At 71.3% G+C, this 16695-nt stretch carries 16 protein-coding genes, 1 tRNA gene and 2 pseudogenes; 10 read left to right on the top strand and 9 right to left on the bottom strand.

Going from position 1 to position 16695, the window contains the following annotated elements:
• The first annotated feature begins 3 nt into the window (after positions 1 to 3).
• The 4 genes from RM812_RS01925 to RM812_RS01940 all read left to right on the top strand — a co-directional run bounded on the left by RM812_RS01925 (position 4) and on the right by RM812_RS01940 (position 3499).
• Positions 4 to 1074: an ABC transporter permease gene (locus RM812_RS01925; protein WP_311570584.1), complete on the top strand. Its 1071-nt coding sequence runs from the start codon at positions 4 to 6 to the stop codon at positions 1072 to 1074.
• A 6-nt stretch (positions 1075 to 1080) separates the two neighbouring features.
• Positions 1081 to 2067 carry an ATP-binding cassette domain-containing protein gene (locus RM812_RS01930; RefSeq protein ID WP_311570585.1) on the top strand — a complete coding sequence of 329 codons (987 nt, stop codon included), beginning with the start codon at positions 1081 to 1083 and terminating at the stop codon, positions 2065 to 2067.
• Position 2068: 1 nt separating this feature from the next.
• Positions 2069 to 2971, top strand: coding sequence for a sugar phosphate isomerase/epimerase family protein (locus RM812_RS01935; protein WP_311570586.1), 903 nt, complete (start codon positions 2069 to 2071; stop codon positions 2969 to 2971).
• 114 nt (positions 2972 to 3085) lie between these two features.
• Positions 3086 to 3499, top strand: coding sequence for a VOC family protein (locus tag RM812_RS01940; protein ID WP_311570587.1), 414 nt, complete (start codon positions 3086 to 3088; stop codon positions 3497 to 3499).
• A gap of 30 nt (positions 3500 to 3529) precedes the next feature.
• Here RM812_RS01940 and RM812_RS01945 read toward each other — a convergent pair whose 3' ends face one another.
• A complete protein-coding gene (locus tag RM812_RS01945; protein WP_311570588.1) occupies positions 3530 to 4534 on the bottom strand; it encodes a Gfo/Idh/MocA family protein in 1005 nt (334 codons plus the stop codon).
• Positions 4535 to 4643: 109 nt separating this feature from the next.
• Complete coding sequence (locus RM812_RS01950) at positions 4644 to 5807, bottom strand: Gfo/Idh/MocA family protein (protein WP_311570589.1); 1164 nt, start codon at positions 5805 to 5807, stop codon at positions 4644 to 4646.
• A gap of 50 nt (positions 5808 to 5857) precedes the next feature.
• Here RM812_RS01950 and RM812_RS01955 point away from each other — a divergent pair.
• Both RM812_RS01955 and RM812_RS01960 read left to right on the top strand, forming a co-directional pair.
• Positions 5858 to 6306 (top strand): annotated as a pseudogene (locus RM812_RS01955) (PIG-L family deacetylase); the annotation flags it as partial.
• 199 nt (positions 6307 to 6505) lie between these two features.
• Entirely contained in the window at positions 6506 to 6952 is a 447-nt protein-coding gene (locus tag RM812_RS01960; RefSeq protein WP_311570590.1) for a GNAT family N-acetyltransferase, read from the top strand.
• Between the two features lie 62 nt (positions 6953 to 7014).
• On the opposite strand, the pseudogene RM812_RS01965 reads toward RM812_RS01960, so the two are convergent.
• Positions 7015 to 7973 (bottom strand): annotated as a pseudogene (locus RM812_RS01965) (bile acid:sodium symporter family protein).
• A 344-nt stretch (positions 7974 to 8317) separates the two neighbouring features.
• Between RM812_RS01965 and RM812_RS01970 the strand changes: the two are divergent.
• Positions 8318 to 8391: transfer RNA gene (locus tag RM812_RS01970), tRNA-Pro, on the top strand.
• Between the two features lie 90 nt (positions 8392 to 8481).
• Here the strand turns inward: RM812_RS01970 and RM812_RS01975 are convergent.
• The 6 genes from RM812_RS01975 to RM812_RS02000 form a co-directional block, all read right to left on the bottom strand.
• Positions 8482 to 10722, bottom strand: coding sequence for a M4 family metallopeptidase (locus RM812_RS01975; RefSeq protein ID WP_311570591.1), 2241 nt, complete (start codon positions 10720 to 10722; stop codon positions 8482 to 8484).
• A gap of 572 nt (positions 10723 to 11294) precedes the next feature.
• Positions 11295 to 12224: an LLM class F420-dependent oxidoreductase gene (locus RM812_RS01980; protein WP_311570592.1), complete on the bottom strand. Its 930-nt coding sequence runs from the start codon at positions 12222 to 12224 to the stop codon at positions 11295 to 11297.
• Between the two features lie 47 nt (positions 12225 to 12271).
• On the bottom strand, positions 12272 to 13000 hold the full coding sequence (locus RM812_RS01985) for an SDR family oxidoreductase (protein WP_311570593.1): 729 nt from the start codon (positions 12998 to 13000) through the stop codon (positions 12272 to 12274).
• Between the two features lie 77 nt (positions 13001 to 13077).
• Positions 13078 to 13644, bottom strand: coding sequence for an NAD(P)H-dependent oxidoreductase (locus RM812_RS01990; RefSeq protein WP_311570594.1), 567 nt, complete (start codon positions 13642 to 13644; stop codon positions 13078 to 13080).
• Positions 13641 to 13835: a hypothetical protein gene (locus RM812_RS01995; protein WP_311570595.1), complete on the bottom strand. Its 195-nt coding sequence runs from the start codon at positions 13833 to 13835 to the stop codon at positions 13641 to 13643. The genes RM812_RS01990 and RM812_RS01995 overlap by 4 nt, the downstream gene beginning before the upstream one ends.
• Positions 13802 to 14707, bottom strand: coding sequence for an LLM class flavin-dependent oxidoreductase (locus RM812_RS02000; RefSeq protein WP_311570596.1), 906 nt, complete (start codon positions 14705 to 14707; stop codon positions 13802 to 13804). Before RM812_RS02000 ends, RM812_RS01995 begins: the two co-directional genes overlap by 34 nt.
• Positions 14708 to 14843: 136 nt before the next feature.
• Here RM812_RS02000 and RM812_RS02005 point away from each other — a divergent pair, with 136 nt between their 5' ends.
• From RM812_RS02005 to RM812_RS02015, 3 genes are all read left to right on the top strand, one after another.
• Positions 14844 to 15311 (top strand): MarR family winged helix-turn-helix transcriptional regulator, encoded by a 468-nt coding sequence (locus RM812_RS02005; protein WP_311570628.1) that lies wholly within the window; start codon positions 14844 to 14846, stop codon positions 15309 to 15311.
• A 179-nt stretch (positions 15312 to 15490) separates the two neighbouring features.
• Entirely contained in the window at positions 15491 to 15613 is a 123-nt protein-coding gene (locus RM812_RS02010) for a putative leader peptide (protein WP_311570597.1), read from the top strand.
• A 120-nt stretch (positions 15614 to 15733) separates the two neighbouring features.
• Complete coding sequence (locus RM812_RS02015; protein ID WP_311570598.1) at positions 15734 to 16408, top strand: glutathione S-transferase C-terminal domain-containing protein; 675 nt, start codon at positions 15734 to 15736, stop codon at positions 16406 to 16408.
• Positions 16409 to 16695: the final 287 nt, after the last annotated feature.

The raw sequence follows: 16695 nt of genomic DNA on the forward strand, positions 1-16695 counted from the left end.
AGCATGACCCAACAGGCTGCGCCGGCGGTGAACACACCGCCGGCTCCCGGCCCGAAGGAGACCGACGGGCGGACCCGGCAGCGCTCCCTGGCGCTGCGGCTGCTCGCCCGGCCCGAGGTCGGGGTCTTCCTCGGCGCCGTCGCCGTGTTCGTCTTCTTCCTGGTCGCGGCGCCCTCGGTCCGCGACGGCAGCTCCATGGCCACGGTCCTCTACCAGTCGTCCACCATCGGCCTCATGGCGCTGCCGGTCGCCCTGCTGATGATCGGCGGCGAGTTCGACCTGTCGGCCGGTGTCGCCGTGGTCACCTCGGCGCTCACCGCCAGCATGCTCAGCTACCAGCTGACCATGAACGTCTGGGTGGGCGTGATCGTCGCCCTCGCGGTCTCCCTCGGGGTCGGCGCGTTCAACGGCTGGGTGCTGGTGAAGACCGGCCTGCCGAGCTTCCTGGTCACGCTCGGCACCTTCCTGATCCTCCAGGGCGTCAACCTGGCGGTCACCAAGCTGGTCACCGGCAACGTCGCCACCGACGACATCAGCGACATGGACGGCTTCGGCCAGGCCAAGGCCCTCTTCGCCTCCTCCTTCGACGTCGGCGGCGTCCAGGTGAAGATCACGGTCGTGTGGTGGCTGGTCTTCGCGGCCCTGGCCACCTGGGTGCTGCTGCGCACCAAGTACGGCAACTGGATCTTCGCGGTCGGCGGCAGCCAGGAGTCCGCCCGCGCGGTCGGCGTCCCCGTCACCTTCACCAAGATCACGCTGTTCATGCTGGTCGGCTTCGGCGCCTGGTTCGTCGGCATGCACCAGTTGTTCTCCTTCAACACCGTGCAGTCCGGCGAGGGCGTCGGCCAGGAGCTGATCTACATCGCCGCCGCGGTGATCGGCGGCTGTCTGCTCACCGGCGGCTACGGTTCCGCCATCGGCCCGGTCTTCGGCGCCTTCATGTTCGGCATGGTGAACCAGGGCATCGTCTACGCCGGCTGGAACCCCGACTGGTTCAAGGCCTTCCTCGGCGTGATGCTCCTCGGCGCCGTCCTCATCAATCTGTGGGTCCGCCGCGCGGCGACCCGGAGGTGATCGGAAATGACCAGCAAGACCACCGGCACCCACGGCGCCGTCCTGGAGGACACCGCCCCCCAGGACGGCGACCGGCCGCTCGTCGAACTGCGCGGCGCCGGCAAGGCCTACGGCAACATCCGCGCCCTGCACGGCGTCGACCTCGCCGTCCATCCCGGCCGGGTGACCTGTGTGCTCGGCGACAACGGCGCCGGCAAGTCCACCCTCATCAAAATCATCTCCGGGCTGCACCAGCACACCGAGGGCGACTTCCTCGTGGACGGCGCACCGGTGCGCTTCACCACGCCCCGCGACGCCCTCGCCCGGGGCATCGCCACCGTCTACCAGGACCTCGCCACCGTGCCCCTGATGCCGGTGTGGCGCAACTTCTTCCTCGGCTCCGAGATGACCAAGGGCCCCTGGCCCGTTCGTCGCCTCGACATCGCCCGCATGAAGAAGACCGCGGACGAGGAGCTGCGCAACATGGGCATCGTCCTGGACGACCTGGAACAGCCCATAGGCACCCTCTCCGGCGGCCAGCGCCAGTGCGTCGCCATCGCCCGCGCCGTCCACTTCGGCGCCCGCGTCCTCATCCTCGACGAGCCCACCGCAGCCCTCGGCGTCAAACAGTCCGGAGTGGTCCTCAAGTACATCGCCGCCGCCCGGGAACGCGGCCTCGGCGTCATCTTCATCACCCACAACCCCCACCACGCCTACCTGGTCGGCGACCACTTCAGCGTGCTGCGTCTGGGTACCCTCGAACTCAGCGCCGCCCGCGCCGACATCACCCTCGAGGAACTCACCAACCACATGGCCGGCGGCGCCGAACTCGCCGCCCTCAAGCACGAACTGGCGCAGGTCGGCGGGGTCGACGTGGCGGCGCTCCCGGACGAGCAGCCGGAGGTTCCCGCGCCCGCCACCGCAGCACCCGCCGGCGTCGCTTCGGAAGCCGCGGCACCCGCCACCGCGGCTTCGGAAGCCGCCGCACCCGACACCGCCGAAGGGAAGGCCTGACATGCCCGCTGCCCTGGACCGCATCCGCGTCGGCTCGGCCCCCGACTCCTGGGGCGTCTGGTTCCCCGACGACCCGCGGCAGGTGCCCTGGGAACGGTTCCTGGACGAGGTCACCGAGGCCGGTTACGAGTGGATCGAGCTGGGCCCCTACGGCTACCTCCCCACCGACCCGGCCCGGCTCACCGACGAGGTGACCCGGCGCGGCCTCAAGGTCTCCGCCGGCACCATCTTCTGCGGCCTGCACCGCGGTCCCTCCGAGTGGGACGCCACGTGGGAGCAGGTCAGCCGCGTCGCCGCCCTGACCCGGGCCATGGACGCGAAGCACCTCGTCGTCATCCCGTCCTTCTGGCGCGACGACAAGACCGCGGAGATCCTGGAGCCGCCGGAGCTGACCGGCGAGCAGTGGGCCCACCTCACCCGGGGCATGGAACGCCTCGGCCGCGAGGTGAAGGAGACCTACGGCCTGGACATCGTCGTCCACCCGCACGCCGACACCCACATCGACACCGAGGAGCACGTCGAGCGCTTCCTCGACGTCACCGACTCCGAGGTGGTCAACCTCTGCCTGGACACCGGCCACTACGCCTACTGCGGCGGCGACAGCGTCAAACTGATCGAGACCTACGGCGAGCGCATCGGCTACCTGCACCTCAAGCAGGTCCACCCCGAGATCCTCGCCGAGGTGCGGGCCGGCGGGGTGCCGTTCGGGCCGGCCGTGCAGCGCGGCGTGATGTGCGAGCCGCCCACCGGCGTACCGGAGCTCGGCCCGGTGCTCACGGCGGCCCAGAAGCTGGGCGTGGACCTGTTCGCCATCGTCGAGCAGGACATGTACCCCTGCGAGCCCGACAAGCCGCTGCCCATCGCCGTGCGCACCCGCAGGTTCCTGCGCTCCTGCGGCGCCTGAGGCCGACCGCGCCGGCGGGGCGGGTCCCGCCGGCGCACCGCTCGGCGGGCCGTCGTCGGTCATGCGCGCTAGCGTGCACAGCACCGGCACTTCGTCCCGTCAAGAGAGGCAGCCATGACCTCACGTCTCAACCCCTACCTCGGCTTCGACGGCGACGCCCGACAGGCCATGGAGTTCTACCAGCAGGTGTTCGGCGGCTCACTGGCGCTGAACACCTTCGGCGCGTTCGGAGAGTCCGACAGCCCGCACGCCGAAAAGATCATGCACGGCATGCTGGAGACGCCGGACGGCTTCACCCTGATGGCCTCCGACACCCCGCCCGGGATGGAGTACAGCGCGGGGACGAACTTCTCGGTGAGTCTCAGCGGCGACGACGAGGCCGAGCTGCGCGGCTACTGGGAGAAGCTGTCCGCCGACGGGACCGTCGCCGTGCCGTTGGAGAAGCAGATGTGGGGCGACGTCTTCGGCATGTGCACGGACCGGTTCGGCGTCCCCTGGATGGTGAACATCAGCGAGTCGGCGAGCTGACCGCGCGGCCCGCCGGCCCCGGCGCCCGGTTCACCCCTGCCGTACCTCCGCGATCGTCACCGGCCGGTGCTCGCGCAGCGACAGGGTGCACGCCTCGGCGATCCAGCCCGCCTCCAGGGCGTCCTCGATCGTGCACGGGGAGGGGCGGTTGCCGGCGGCGACCTCGGTGAACGCGGTGAGCTCCGCGCGGTAGGCGGCGGTGAAGCGGTCCATGAAGAAGTCGTGCGGAGTGCCGGCCGGGAAGGTCACGCCCGGCTCGACCGAGCGCAGCGGCAGCTTGTCCTCCAGGCCGACCGCGATGGAGTCCGCGAAGCCGTGGATCTCCATACGGACGTCGTAACCGCGCGCGTTGTGACGGCTGTTGGAGACCACGGCGATCGTGCCGTCGTCCAGGGTGAGGACCGCGCCGGTGGTGTCGGCGTCGCCCGCGTCCTTGATGAAGTCGGCGCCGCGGTTGCCGCCGACGGCGTACACCTCACGCACCTCGCGGCCGGTCACCCAGCGGATGATGTCGAAGTCGTGCACCGCGCAGTCGCGGAAGATGCCCCCGGAGGCGGCGATGTACGCGGCGGGCGGCGGCGCCGGGTCCAGCGTGGTCGACCGCACGGTGTGCAGCGTGCCCAGCTCACCCGCCCGCACGGCGGCCCGCGCCGCGACGAACCCCGCGTCGAAGCGGCGGTTGTAGCCGATCTGGATCGGTACGTCGTGATCCGCGACGGCCTTGAGCACCTCGACGCCCTCCGCCATGGTGCGGGCGACGGGCTTCTCGCAGAAGACGGGCATGCCCGCCTCGACGGCGGCCAGGATCAGACCGGGGTGGGCGTCGGTCGCGGCGGCGATCACCACCGCGTCCACCCCGGCGGCCAGTACCGCCTCGGGCGAGTCCGCGACCTCGGCGCCGAACCGCTCGGCGGCCGCCTTCGCGGCGTCCGCGAACGGGTCGGCGACGACGAGCGATTCGACGGCGTCGAGACCGGAGAGGGTCTCGGCGTGGAAGGCGCCGATGCGGCCGAGGCCGAGGATTCCGATACGCATACGTGTTGTGCTCCTTGATGAGTCAGGACGCTCGACGAGTGCCCGGAACGTGTCGTCCGACCTGGGCGGGGGGTGGTAGCGGCGGCCCTCCGCCGGGTGCTGCGCGCCCTCATCCCTCCGGTCGCACCTCGACCCAGGCGCCGCGCTCGGCCGACCGCGCCATGGCGTCCAGTACGGCCGCGCTGTGCACGGCATCCACCAGGGTGGCGCCGTGCGGGGTGTTCTCGGCGATCGAGCGCAGGAAGCGGTAGGCCTCGATCACCTTCAGGTCGTCGTAGCCCATGGCGTTCGCGGCTCCCGGCTGGAAGGCGGCGAACTCGCCGTGCGCGGGGCCGACGTAGACCGTGCTGACGGGCTGGTCCTGGTACGCCGTGCCGCGGCTGACGCCCAGCTCGTTCATGCGGCGGAAGTCCCAGAACACCGCCCCGGTGGTGCCGTGCACCTCGAAGCCGTAGTTGTTCTGCTCGCCGACCGAGACCCGGCAGGCCTCCAGGACACCGCGGGCGCCGGAGGCGAAGCGCAGCAGACAGCTGACGTAGTCCTCGTTCTCGACCGGGCCCGTCTCGCCGCCCGCGGCCCGGGAGTGACCGGCCGTGGCGCCGGTCGGCCGGGCCCGCTCGGACACGAAGACCGCCGTGTCGGCGGTCAGGGACGCGATGTCGCCGAGCAGGAACCGGGCCAGGTCGGCGCCGTGCGAGGCGAGGTCGCCGAGCACCCCGCTGCCGCCGCGCTCCCGCTCGTAGCGCCAGGTCAAGGCGGACTCGGGATGGGCCGCGTAGTCGCTGAAGAGGCGGATGCGGACGTGGGTGACGGTGCCGATCTCCCCGGCGGCGATCAGGTCGCGGGCGGCCTCCACGGCGGGCGCGTTGCGGTAGTTGAAGCCGACCGCGCCCTGGACGCCGGCCTTGGCGACCGCGTCCGCCACCGCCCGCGCGTCCTCGGCGGTCAGGCCGACCGGCTTCTCGATCCAGATGTGCTTGCCGGCCTCGGCCATCGCGACGGCGATCTCGCGGTGCAGGAAGTTCGGGGCGGTGATGCTGACCGCCCCGACCCGCGGATCGGCGGCCACGTCGCGCCAGTCGCGGGTCGTCGAGGCGAACCCGAACTGGGCGGCGGCCTCCTCGGCACGCCCCGGCACCTCCTCGGCGACGGTCACCAGCTCAGGGCGGAGGGCCAGCCGGGGGTAGTGGTGCCGGACCCGGGCGTACGCCTGGGTGTGCACCCGGCCCATCCAGCCGAACCCGACGACGGCGACACCGAGTGCGTCCACCATGAGACCTGAGACCCCCTCTTCGGACCTGTCCGCGATCTGTCCAGGCCACCCTGGGGCGGCATCGGCATCATGTCAACCTTTTGACAGGACAAAGTTCCAGGGCGGCCCTGGCCGCCTCGCGCGGGGAGCAGATCACCGTCGCGTGCCTGACCTTCGGCGAGCGAGGCGAGTCCGCCAGGGCCTGGCGGGAGGCCAGGAAGCTGGAGAGAACAAGGCGATGCGCCGGGCCGGGGCGGAGAAGGCCGCAGCCGTCCTCGGCGCCGAGGGCCGTTTCTTCGAGCCGGTGATCACCCGCTGACCGCCACCCCTCGAGCCCGACCGACCGACTGGTCGGGCTCCACCGCGCCACCCAGCCCGACGTCGTGCTCACCCACCCGGCCGAGGACCGTACGACAGTGACCACCCGGCCGCCCACCGCATGGCCCTGGAGGCCCGCGTCCTCGCCCGGGCCATCGGCTATCCGGACGAGGGCGAGTTCATCGGCGCGCCGCCCGTCTTCTGCTCTTCATCGGCATCGCGGCGCCGCGCACGAGTCCAGTCGGCGACAGCGCGGAGCGGAAACTGGTCGCCGCGCACCGACCGCCTCCGGCGGCTGGGGGACGCACGTCGACCACCGCGAGGACGCCGCGGTCGGTGTCGGCGTACGGACCGGTAGCCATCCGGAACCGGGCGGGACCAGGGCCGGTAGCGTGGCGATCATGGGTGAGTGGGAACTTCGGCCCGCGTCGACATCGGACGTGGAAGCCGTCGCCGAGTTGCGGGCCGTGGTACTGCGGGCGGATCTGGAGCGGCTCGGCCGGTACGACGAACGGCGGGTGCGGCAGCGGCTGAGGGACGGGTTCGACCGGACGCACACCTGGGTGATCGAGGTGGAGGGCGCGTTCGCCGGTTGCGTGGCGCTGCGACCGGCCGAGGACGCCCGGTGGCTGGAGCACTTCTACCTCGTCCCCCGCCTGCAGGGCGCAGGCATCGGCTCGGCCGTGCTCCGCGCGCTGCTGGCGCGGTGCGACCGCAGCGGTGACCCCGTCCGCCTGAACGTGCTGAGGGGCAGCGCGGCCCGACGGCTGTACGAGCGACATGGGTTCACCGTCGAGGCCGTGGACGCCGTGGACGTCTTCATGGTGCGCGAGCCGGTCCGGACCTGACCGTTCTCCGACGCGCGCCGACCGGGGGCCGCGTCGGAGAACCCCGCTCGGCCGACCGCCGGTCACCGCCCCCGGCGTGAGAGCCAGGCCGCGGCCAGTGCGCCGGAGACGTTGTGCCAGACGGAGAAGACCGCGGCGGCAGCGCCGCCAGCGGGCTGAAGTGGGCGGTGGCCAGGGAGGCCGCGAGGCCGGAGTTCTGCATGCCGACCTCGAAGGCCATGGCACGGCTGCCGGGCTCACCCAGCCGGCCGAGGCGTCCCGCGCCGTAGCCGAGCGCCAGGCCGAGACCGTTGTGCAGCACGACGGCGAGGAACACCATCCCGGCCGCCGACTTGATGGCCTCCGCGCTGCCCGCGACGACCACGGCCACGATCACGGAGATCGTCAGCGCGGACAGCCACGGCAGCGCGGGCAGCGCCCGCTGCACGTACCGCCCCGCCACGAGCCGTACGACGACGCCCGCGAGGATCGGCAGCAGCACCGTCTTGAGGATGTCCGTGACCATGGAGCCCGCGTCGACCGGGAGGTACTCCCCGGCCAGCAGCAGCGTCAGCGGCGGGGTGACCAGCGGGGCCACGAGCGTGGAGACGGTGGCGACGGAGACCGACAGGGCCACGTCACCGCGGGCCAGGTACGTCACCACGTTGGACGCCGTGCCGCTGGGCGCGCAGCCGACCAGGATCACACCGGCGGCGAGCTGCGGCGGGAGGTCGAGCAGGTGGGCGATCGCCCAGCCGAGCCCCGGCATGATGACGTAGTGCGCGACCAGCCCGAGGGCCACCGCCCAGGGTCGCCCGGCGACCCCGCGGAAGTCCTCCGGGGTCATGGTGATGCCCATGCAGAACATCACGACGCCCAGCAGGTACGGCACCGACTCGCTCCAGCCGGTGAAACCGCCGGGGAGCAGCAGGCCGAGGGCGCCGGCCGCGACGACGAGGATCGGGAAGACGGTGACGGCGCGCCGCGCGGAGCGGTCGCCGGTGGCGTCGTTGCTGAGGTGTTCGGGTCGTTCGGTTCGCACCGTGCGAGGTAACGCCTGGTGGGCGGCATGACGCAAAGCCGTCTCGCGATGTGATCATCGGGATGGCCGGCTTCACCGCTCCGCGGGGATCGTCAGGTGCTCGTCGCGGTCGTGCGCGAGCGGCGGCGCCCCGGAGCCCGTCGGGTACACGCTCATGGCCGCCCGTGTCGCGGTTCTCCCCGCCGCCGACGGAGTAGTGGTCAACGGTGTCGCGACGACGGCACCGCCCAGGCCGAGCAGGGCACGGACGCGGCCGTCGGCTCCACCCCACCGTCCGGGATGAGGTAGGGTTGACCAGCGCGATCACACGGAAGCCGATCACACGGAATCCATGCGACGCGCACCGGGACGTGGCGCAGCTTGGTAGCGCACTTGACTGGGGGTCAAGGGGTCGCAGGTTCAAATCCTGTCGTCCCGACTCGAGAGAGTCGTAGATCAGGGGCCGTTTCAGAGCGCTCTGAAACGGCCCCTGACCGTTTTCGACGTCATGCCCGGGTGGGCCGGAGCGTCAGAAGGTCAGGCTCCAGCCGTCGAGGTAACCGGGGTCGACGGTGAAGATGCCGGGGGTGTTGTCGGTGACGCGCAACTTCCACCTGCCGTTGGCCGGCACGGCCGACGCGTCGACGGTGAACGTGTCGTGGAGCTCTCTGCCCTCGTCCCAGACGAAGTCCTTCACCAGGATCACCGTGCCGTCCTCGGCCACGAGGTTGATCACCTGGCCGCCGATGAAGTCGTGGACGAGGTCGACGGTCACCTTGAGATCATTCGGCGCGTTGCCGGTCCGGCCGGTGACGGTGAGGGGGGACTCGACGGTGACCCAGTTGGGGATGTCCACCCGCGCCGGGTTGGTGAAGAAGTCCCCGCCCGAGGCCAGCACGGACCAGGTGAAGGACAGGTCGCGGGTCTCCGAGGCGGAGTTCGTGACGGTGACGACCGGGGCGAAGTCACCGGCCGTCGTCGGGGTGCCGCTGATGACTCCGGTGGCGGTGTCGATGCTCAGCCCGGCGGGCAGGCCGGCCGCGGCGTAACCGAGGGCGCCGGGACGGGTCGAGACCGCGTCGATCCGCAGTTCGGTCGGCTGGCCCACCGCGGCCTTCTGGGCGGAGGGGACGACGGCCGCGATGTTGTTGACGTACGAAGGGCCGACGTTGACCGCGGCCCAGGCGTTGCCGACGGCCGTGTACGCGCCGTTGTCCACACCGAAGAGGTCCTTGGCGGCCTGGAGGGTGGCGGTGCGGGCACCCGCGTAGTCGGTGCGGCTGGTCATGTAGACCGTGAGGGCCCGGTACCAGATCGCGGTGGCGTTCTCGATGCCGATGCCGGCGACCGGGTTGCCGTCGTAGGTGGGGCTGTCGTACGCGATGCCCTGGATGGTCTTCCGGCCGCTGCCTTCGGCCAGCAGGTAGAAGAAGTGGTTGCCCACGCCGGAGCTGAAGTGCGGGTCGAGCTTCCTGGTCTCGGAGGTCCAGTAGTCCTGGGACGTGCCCTTCGCGGAGGCGTCCTTGGAGGGCTGGTCCATGTACCGGATCGGCCGGCCGGTGCCCCGCAGGTCGATCAGCTCGGCCATGGTGTAGTCGGGCGTGTCCAGCGGGTTGTCGGCGTAGAACTCCACGGCGGCGGCCATGATGTCGCTGGTCGCCTCGTTGAGGCCGCCCGACTCACCCGAGTAGGTGAGGTTGGCGGTGACGTGGGTGACGCCGTGGGTCATCTCGTGGGCCGCGATGTCCATGGAGGTCACGGGCCGGGCGTCGCCGAGACCGTCGCCGTAGGTCATGCAGAAGCAGAGGTCGTCCCAGAAGGCGTTGGCGTATCCGCTGCCGTAGTGCACCCGGGAGCGAGCACCGACCCCGTCGTCGGCGATGCCGTTGCGGCCGAAGCGGTCCTGGTAGAAGTCCCACGTCTTCTGCGCGCCGTACGCGGCGTCCACGGCGGCCGTCTGCTCGTGGGCGGCGGTGCCGTCACCCCACTGGTCGTCGTCGTCGGTGAGCAGGCTCTGCGTGTTGTCCGGCGCGAACGAGTAGGTCCGGTGGTTGCCCCGCGCCGGGTCGGTCAGCTCGTACGCGGTGCCGTTGTGGACCGAGCCGATCCGCACGGGGCCGCTGTACTGGCTCTGGCCGTCGCCGGCGTGGATCTGCTCCGAGCTGTGCAGCTGCTCGCCGGTGGTCGCGTCGGTCACCACCTGGAGGCGGCTCGGGGTGCCGTCCTCCCGGATGCCGGTGACGAAGGTCTCCCAGGCCAGGACGGGTTCGCCGGATCCCGCCCAGACGACCTTGCGGGGCGCTCGGGAGACGGCCGTCTTGGCGGTGTCCTCCGCCTCGCCCGCCGCCAGCGCCTCCTTCCTGGCGGCGCCCGCCGCGACGGCGGGTTCGATCGAGTCCACGGTGATCTGCGCCGCAGCGGCCTTGGTGACGGTCCGGGAGGCCCGGCCCTCGTGGACGACCAGGTCGCCGCCGAGCACCGGAAGTCCGGCGTAGGTGCGCTCGTAGCGGGTGTGGACGGTGCCGTCCGCGTCCTTGACGACGTCCTTCGGTATGAGCTTCTCGCGGTCCCCGAGTTTCAGGTTCCGGGCGGTGGCGGTGCTCTGGTCGGAGGCTGCCCCGAGGAGCTTCTCCCGCTGCGCGGCGGAGAGTTCGAGGCTCCCGGATCCGGGGCGCGGGGCGACCTCGATCTGCCGGGGCGCCCGGCCCGTGTCCGCGGCGAAGGCGGACGGTCCCGCCGCCGTCGTGACCGGGAGGAGGAGCGCGCCCACCGTGAGTGCCGCGGTCAGCGCGGCGCGCCTTCGCGGAGTGGCACCGCCTCGGGGGGTTCGGGATCCGGGTATGCGTGCAGGTATGGAAGATGACACTCTGTCAGCCACTTCTGTAGCTCTCCTTGTGTCCGGCCGTACGCGCGACGGCCGGTGACGCGGACGCCCGGGTGGACCGGACGACCGTCTCCGGGCGGAGGTGTGGTCCGCCCGGAACAGGTCGATGCTTTCAAGAAGTGAAGAGAATGGGCAGGAGTAGTCGAATCGTTGTCCGAAACCCATTGAGCGTTCGGCCCGTCATCCAACATGCCCGAACAGAAACCCACTTGGGGTAACACCATCCCACATCAGCGCTGTGATCAGCGTGTTTGTGTGCGCGGTAGGGGCAACTGCGCCCCCGCGCACCAGCAGATGGGGCGCGCACAACTCCTGGGCGGTGAGGATCACCTTCGCGCCAACGGTGAATCCAGGCGGCACCTGCTGTACATCTGCCTGTAACAAAATGAAGGGCAAGGCGCCTTGACTGCTCCTGAACTCCAACTACTTGAATCCAAGACCCGCACGCCCGGCGGCGTTCACACTCCGGCCGCGCGCGCCTTCTCGTACACCCCGGCGGCGACGTCCTTCAACTCCTGGGCGTCGCGCGGCCCCCTCTGGAGGTCGATGAGGATCTCGTCGAAGCCGATCCCGGCGTGCGCGACCAGGTCCTCGACGATCTGCCCGGCGTCGCCCTGGAAGAGGGCGCGGTCACGGCCCTCGTACGGTGTGGGGGTGTACGCGGCGTTCGCCCGCAGCACCGTCCGGATCGGCTTGGTACGCCCGCGTTCGGCCGCCAGTTCCCGCAGAACGCGCCACTGGGCGGCCGTCTGCTCGGCGCCCAGGGCCAGCGGCAGCCAGCCGTCGGCGTGGTCGACGAGCCTGCGCAGGGCCCGCCCGTTGCCCGCGGCCAGCATGATCGGAATCGGTCGGGCGGGCTTGGGGCCGACGACGGCCGACGCGATCCGGGTGATGTCCCCCTCGTAGACGACCGGGTCCGGCCCCCACACCGCCCGGCAGACCTCGATCACCTCGTCCAGCACCTTGCCGCGATCCTCGAAGGGCCGGACGCCCGCGGCCGCGTATTCGTCGAGGGACCACCCCGAGCCGAAGCCGGCGACCACCCGGCCGCCGCTCGCCGCGTCCAGCGTGGCGAGCGACCTGGCGAGCTGGAACGGCCCGTGCAGCGGTGCCACCAGTACGGACGTGCCCAGCCGGACCCGTTCGGTGACCGCGGCCGCCAGGGACAGCGTGATCAGCGGCTCGGCCACGAAACGGTAGTCGTCGGGCCAGGCCAGGCCGGGGACGCCGAACAGGCCCTGGGTGGCGGGCTCGGGGAAGAGGGCCCGTTCGTAGGCCCACAGGCTCTGGTATCCGATCTGCTCGGCGGTGCGTGCCACGTCGGGCACGTCCCTGCCGACGTCGTACTGACGGTTCTGCGGGAGGCCGAGTCCGAGTGGGGTGGTCACGATGGGTGAGCTCCTCAAGTGATGCGGGACGCCTGCTGATCCGTGGGCTATCGCTGCCTGGTGGGGCGGATGACGAGTTCGTTGACGTCGACGTCGGGCGGTTGGCCGATGGCGTAGGAGACGGCGGCCGCGATCGCGTCGGCGGAGATGGGCGCTTCCCGGTAGGCGCGTATGGCCTCCTGGACGTCCGGCTCGGTGATCGAGTCGGCGATCTCGGACTCGACGATCCCGGGGGAGACCGTGGTGACGCGGATGCTCGGGTCCACCTCCAGGCGCAGGCCCTCGGTGATGGCCCAGGCGGCGTACTTGGTGGCGCAGTAGACGGCGCCCGTGGGCATGACCTCGTGGGCACCGACCGAGGCGATGGTGACGAAGTGGCCGGCGCCGCGGCGCTGGAAGTGGGGCAACGCCGCGGCGATGCCGTGCAGCAGGCCGCGGATGTTGACGTCGATCGTCCGGTCCCACTCGTCGGTCAGCAACGAGTCCAGCCGCGACAGGGGTCCGATCCCGGCGTTGTTGACGATCACGTCGATCCGGCCGTGCCGGTCCACGGCGGTGTCGACGAAGGCGGTGACGCTCCCCGGGTCGGTGACGTCGAGGCGGTGCGTGTCGGCGCTCCCGCCCGCGTCCCGGATCGCCCCGGCCAGCGTGGCGAGGCGATCGGTACGGCGGGCTCCGAGGACGACGTGGTGTCCCTCACCCGCGAGCCGCAGCGCGGTGGCATGTCCGATGCCACTGCTCGCTCCGGTGACGAGTACGACTTTCGAGTCGGTCATGGAGTGGTGTCCTTTGATCGGGAAGAGGAGTGCGTCCGGACGGGGCTCACGGCACTACGACTCAGGGGGCGAGGAAGTCACACCGCGGTGGTCTCCGCGCCCGTGGACAGCGCCTTCAGCCGCGGCAGGATGTCGTTCACGCCGACTTCGACACGGCTGTACACCTCGCCGTTGAGGACCAGGGTGCCGTCGAAGTCACCGGCATGGGCATAGAAGCCGACCGGTGCGGTCGCGGCCTGGAAGAAGCCGAAGAGGGGCCGGAGCGCGTGCTCGACGACGAGCGCGTGGCGGTCGCTTCCTCCGGTGGCCACCAGGATGACGGGTTTGTTCGTGAGGCCGTACTGGTCGACGAGATCGAAGAGGTGCTTGAACATCCCGGAGTACGACGCTCGGAACACCGGTGTCGCCGCGACGACCACGTCGGCTTCCTCCACCAGGCGAATCCGGTGTTCGACCTCGGGCGACACGTCCTCGCGCAGGGTGGCTCCGGTGAAGCTCGGCCCGAGCCGGTAGACATCGACCTGATGGAGTTCGACCGGCAGAAGGTCGCCGAGCCGGGAGGTGACGAGGCCGGCGAGCCCCATCGTCCTGGACCGCTCGTTCGGGCTGCCGTTGACGACGGCGACGCTCAGGGCGCGGCTCATGCCGCGTTCTCGGGGGTGCGGGACAGCTCACGCCGCATCACGGGCGCGACCTCGGTGCCGAGACGTTCGACGGCGGCGAGAACGTCCCGCTGCGGCATGTGCCCGTAGCCGAGATGGAAAACGGCTCGGGTCGCTCCGTAGAGTTCGTGGTAGGCCATCAGTTTGTCGACGACTTCCTGCGGGCTTCCCACGAGCAGCCCTCCGCCCGGTGTCGCCTGTGCGTCGAAGGCGCGTCGCGGCAGGGCGATCCGGCTCCGCGCTGGTGGTTGTTCTCCCACATGCCCCTTTTGAAATAGGGGAACATCGTGTCCCGGGCGCCCTGACTCGTCGCGCCGACATGGCCGTGGGTCGTGATGCCGACCCGCGCGGCCTCCGCGGGACGGCCGGAGGTCTCGAACGCCTCGTGGTACTTGGCCACCCCGTCGGCGAACTGGCCGATCGGCCCGAGGAGCAGGGCGAGCGCCAGAGGCAGGCCCAGTGCACCCGCTCGGACGGCGGAGGCGGGAGTGCCTCCGCTCCCGATCCAGACCGGCAACTCGCCGACCGGACGGGGAGCGATGTCGAGCCCGGTGAGGTCACGGGTGTGCGGCCCGCCGGACCAGACCGCGGGGTTGCCGCCGCGGATGGCGAGAAGGGCGTCGAGCTTCTCCCGGTAGAGGTCCGCGTAGTCGGCGGCGTCGTAGCCGAACAGGGGGAACGACTCGGTGAAGGAACCCCGGCCGGCGATGATTTCGGCTCGGCCGCCGGAGAGCAGATCAAGGGTCGCGAAGTTCTGGAAGACCCGGACTGGGTCCTCCGAGCCCAGCACCGTCACACCGCTGGTGAGGCGGATGTGCCGGGTCCGGGCGGCCACCGCCGCCAGGACGACCGGCGGAGCCGAAGCGACGAAGTCGGATCGGTGATGCTCACCGACGGCGAAGACGTCCAGGCCGACGTCGTCGGCGACGACCGCCTGCTCCACGATCTCGGCCATGCGGTCACGCGGTGACATCGGTCGACCGGTCGCGGGATCGGGACCGATCTCACCGAAGGTGATGATCCCGACTTCAAATGGATGTGTCATGTCCGTCCTCGGATGCGGATTTCGGCCATGGGAGGCCATGGGAGGCCACGGGCGGCGGCATGTTGGTGACGTGTCATCTACATGACGTGGACCATACATGACGTGTCACCTACCCTGCTAGACTGCTCGGGTGGCAATGACGAATGACATCCCGTGGCTGAACGACGACGAGCAGCACATGTGGCGGCAGTGGATGGGTCTCCACGCGGAGCTTCTGGCGACGCTCAACCGGGAGATGCAGGCGGACACCGGGCTGTCCAATCCGGACTACCAGGTGCTCGTCGTGCTGACCGACTCCGCCGAAGGCCGCATCCGGGTGTCCGACCTGGCGGCGTCGTTGCAGTGGGAACGCAGCCGGGTGTCCCACCATGTCGCGCGGATGGAGAAGCGCGACCTGGTGTCGCGGCGCGGGTGCCCGGACGACGGCCGTGGCGCCTTCGTCCGCATCACCGAGACGGGGCGGGCGGCCATCGAGCGTGCCGCCCCCGCCCATGTGCGCGCCGTACGTGACCTGGTGTTCGACGCGCTCACCGCGGACGAGGTGGCTCAGCTCGGCGCGATCTTCGACCGGCTACGGTCCCGCATCGGTCCGTCGGCCGGGTGAAGCACGGCCGGGTCGGCCGGTGGGTGGCGCCGACCGACACCTGCCTGAAGGGCCTTCGCGAACAGCCGCTCGCGGGGCCCTTTTCGCATGCGGTGTACCGACGGCTGGACACCCCCTTGACGGCTCACGGGCGCCGGTCGAGACTTCCCTAGTAATCCTAGTGAACAGGTGGGGAAAGCATGGGGCGCCTCGTTCCGGTCGGCAGCCGTACGGCCAGTACGCCCGCACCCTCGCCCGAGCTCACCTCCCGCCGTCACATCGACCTCCTCCGCGTCTGCAGCGCGCTCAGCCTCCCGCGCTGACCACCGCGACGCCGGCCGACGGCGGTCCCCGTACGGACGCTGCCCGGATTCGCCCGCCGCTCACGGCCCGACGCCTGCCTCCACCGCGCGTACGTCACGCGCCCGCACCCGGGGAGAACCATGACCGTCACACCGCTCACCCCCGCCCCCGCCTTCCGGGGACGGATCGGCCGCGACCCGCGCAGCGGCCACTACGCCGTGCCGCGCCGCTACCGCCTCCACCTGGCGCCCGACCACGACGACTGTCTGCGCATCGCCGTCGTCCACGGCCTGCTCGGCCTGGACCGGGTCTGTCCGGTGACCGTCCTGGACGCGGTCCCCGACTGCTCCGACGGCGGTCACTCCGTGTTGCGCCCGCTGTACGAGGCGAGCGCGCACCGCTACCGGGGGCCGGCCGTCGCGCCGGTGCTCAGCGACCACTGGTCGGGCCGGATCGTGAGCACGCACGCCCGCGACATCATGCGTGACCTCGCCCGGTACTTCACGCCGGCCGCCGGTCCGGTGCTGTACCCGGCCGGGGCGGAGGCGGAGATCGAGGGCGTCGAGCTGCTGTGCGCGCGCACCGCCGACCCCGCGGCCCTGCCCGACGTGCTGGACCTCCTGGAGCGACGCCTGACCGCGCACGCCTACGTCCTGGGCGACCGGCCGACCGCCGCCGACGTCGAGGTGTGGGTGGCCCTCGTACGGCACGACAGCCCCCGGCGTGCGGCCGACCACCCCGCCCTCTGGTCCCACGTGCGGCGCCTGACCGCCCACCCGGCCTTCGGCCGGCACCTCGCGGGCCGTCCCGCCTGACGCGGAGGAAGCCGACGCCGCCACCACCGGTCCCACCCGCGCCGCATCCCCGCACACGCCGGCCGCGTGATCGTCCCGTTCGACTCCGATGCCCCCGCGCCGACCGCCGCCGCGGGCGCCTGGATCCGCCTGGAGTTCGGCACGGCGTGCCGCGCGCGCAAGGCGCCACGCTCGCATGCCGTTTCAGCGGACGGGGCACCCCCGGGAGGGCGTGCGGCAACCGCCCTGCGTCATGGCGCCGCCGTGTCCGCCGCCCCTCCCGGCGGACACGGCGTGGCCGGGACACG

Origin of the sequence: Streptomyces lancefieldiae (genome assembly GCF_031845825.1) — a bacterium.
Classification (GTDB): Bacteria; Actinomycetota; Actinomycetes; order Streptomycetales; family Streptomycetaceae; genus Streptomyces; species Streptomyces lancefieldiae.

Bases quoted from the DNA above. Each gene is read 5' to 3' on its own strand.
- RM812_RS01945 (WP_311570588.1), bottom strand. From the start codon at position 4,534: ATGCGTATCGGAATCCTCGGCCTCGGCCGCATCGGCGCCTTCCACGCC.
- RM812_RS01940 (WP_311570587.1), top strand. From the start codon at position 3,086: ATGACCTCACGTCTCAACCCCTACCTCGGCTTCGACGGCGACGCCCGA.
- RM812_RS01960 (WP_311570590.1), top strand. From the start codon at position 6,506: ATGGGTGAGTGGGAACTTCGGCCCGCGTCGACATCGGACGTGGAAGCC.
- RM812_RS01990 (WP_311570594.1), bottom strand. From the start codon at position 13,644: ATGAGCCGCGCCCTGAGCGTCGCCGTCGTCAACGGCAGCCCGAACGAG.
- RM812_RS02010 (WP_311570597.1), top strand. From the start codon at position 15,491: ATGGGGCGCCTCGTTCCGGTCGGCAGCCGTACGGCCAGTACGCCCGCA.
- RM812_RS01985 (WP_311570593.1), bottom strand. From the start codon at position 13,000: ATGACCGACTCGAAAGTCGTACTCGTCACCGGAGCGAGCAGTGGCATC.
- RM812_RS02005 (WP_311570628.1), top strand. From the start codon at position 14,844: ATGACGAATGACATCCCGTGGCTGAACGACGACGAGCAGCACATGTGG.
- RM812_RS01935 (WP_311570586.1), top strand. From the start codon at position 2,069: ATGCCCGCTGCCCTGGACCGCATCCGCGTCGGCTCGGCCCCCGACTCC.
- RM812_RS02015 (WP_311570598.1), top strand. From the start codon at position 15,734: ATGACCGTCACACCGCTCACCCCCGCCCCCGCCTTCCGGGGACGGATC.
- RM812_RS02000 (WP_311570596.1), bottom strand. From the start codon at position 14,707: ATGACACATCCATTTGAAGTCGGGATCATCACCTTCGGTGAGATCGGT.
- RM812_RS01950 (WP_311570589.1), bottom strand. From the start codon at position 5,807: ATGGTGGACGCACTCGGTGTCGCCGTCGTCGGGTTCGGCTGGATGGGC.
- RM812_RS01925 (WP_311570584.1), top strand. From the start codon at position 4: ATGACCCAACAGGCTGCGCCGGCGGTGAACACACCGCCGGCTCCCGGC.
- RM812_RS01930 (WP_311570585.1), top strand. From the start codon at position 1,081: ATGACCAGCAAGACCACCGGCACCCACGGCGCCGTCCTGGAGGACACC.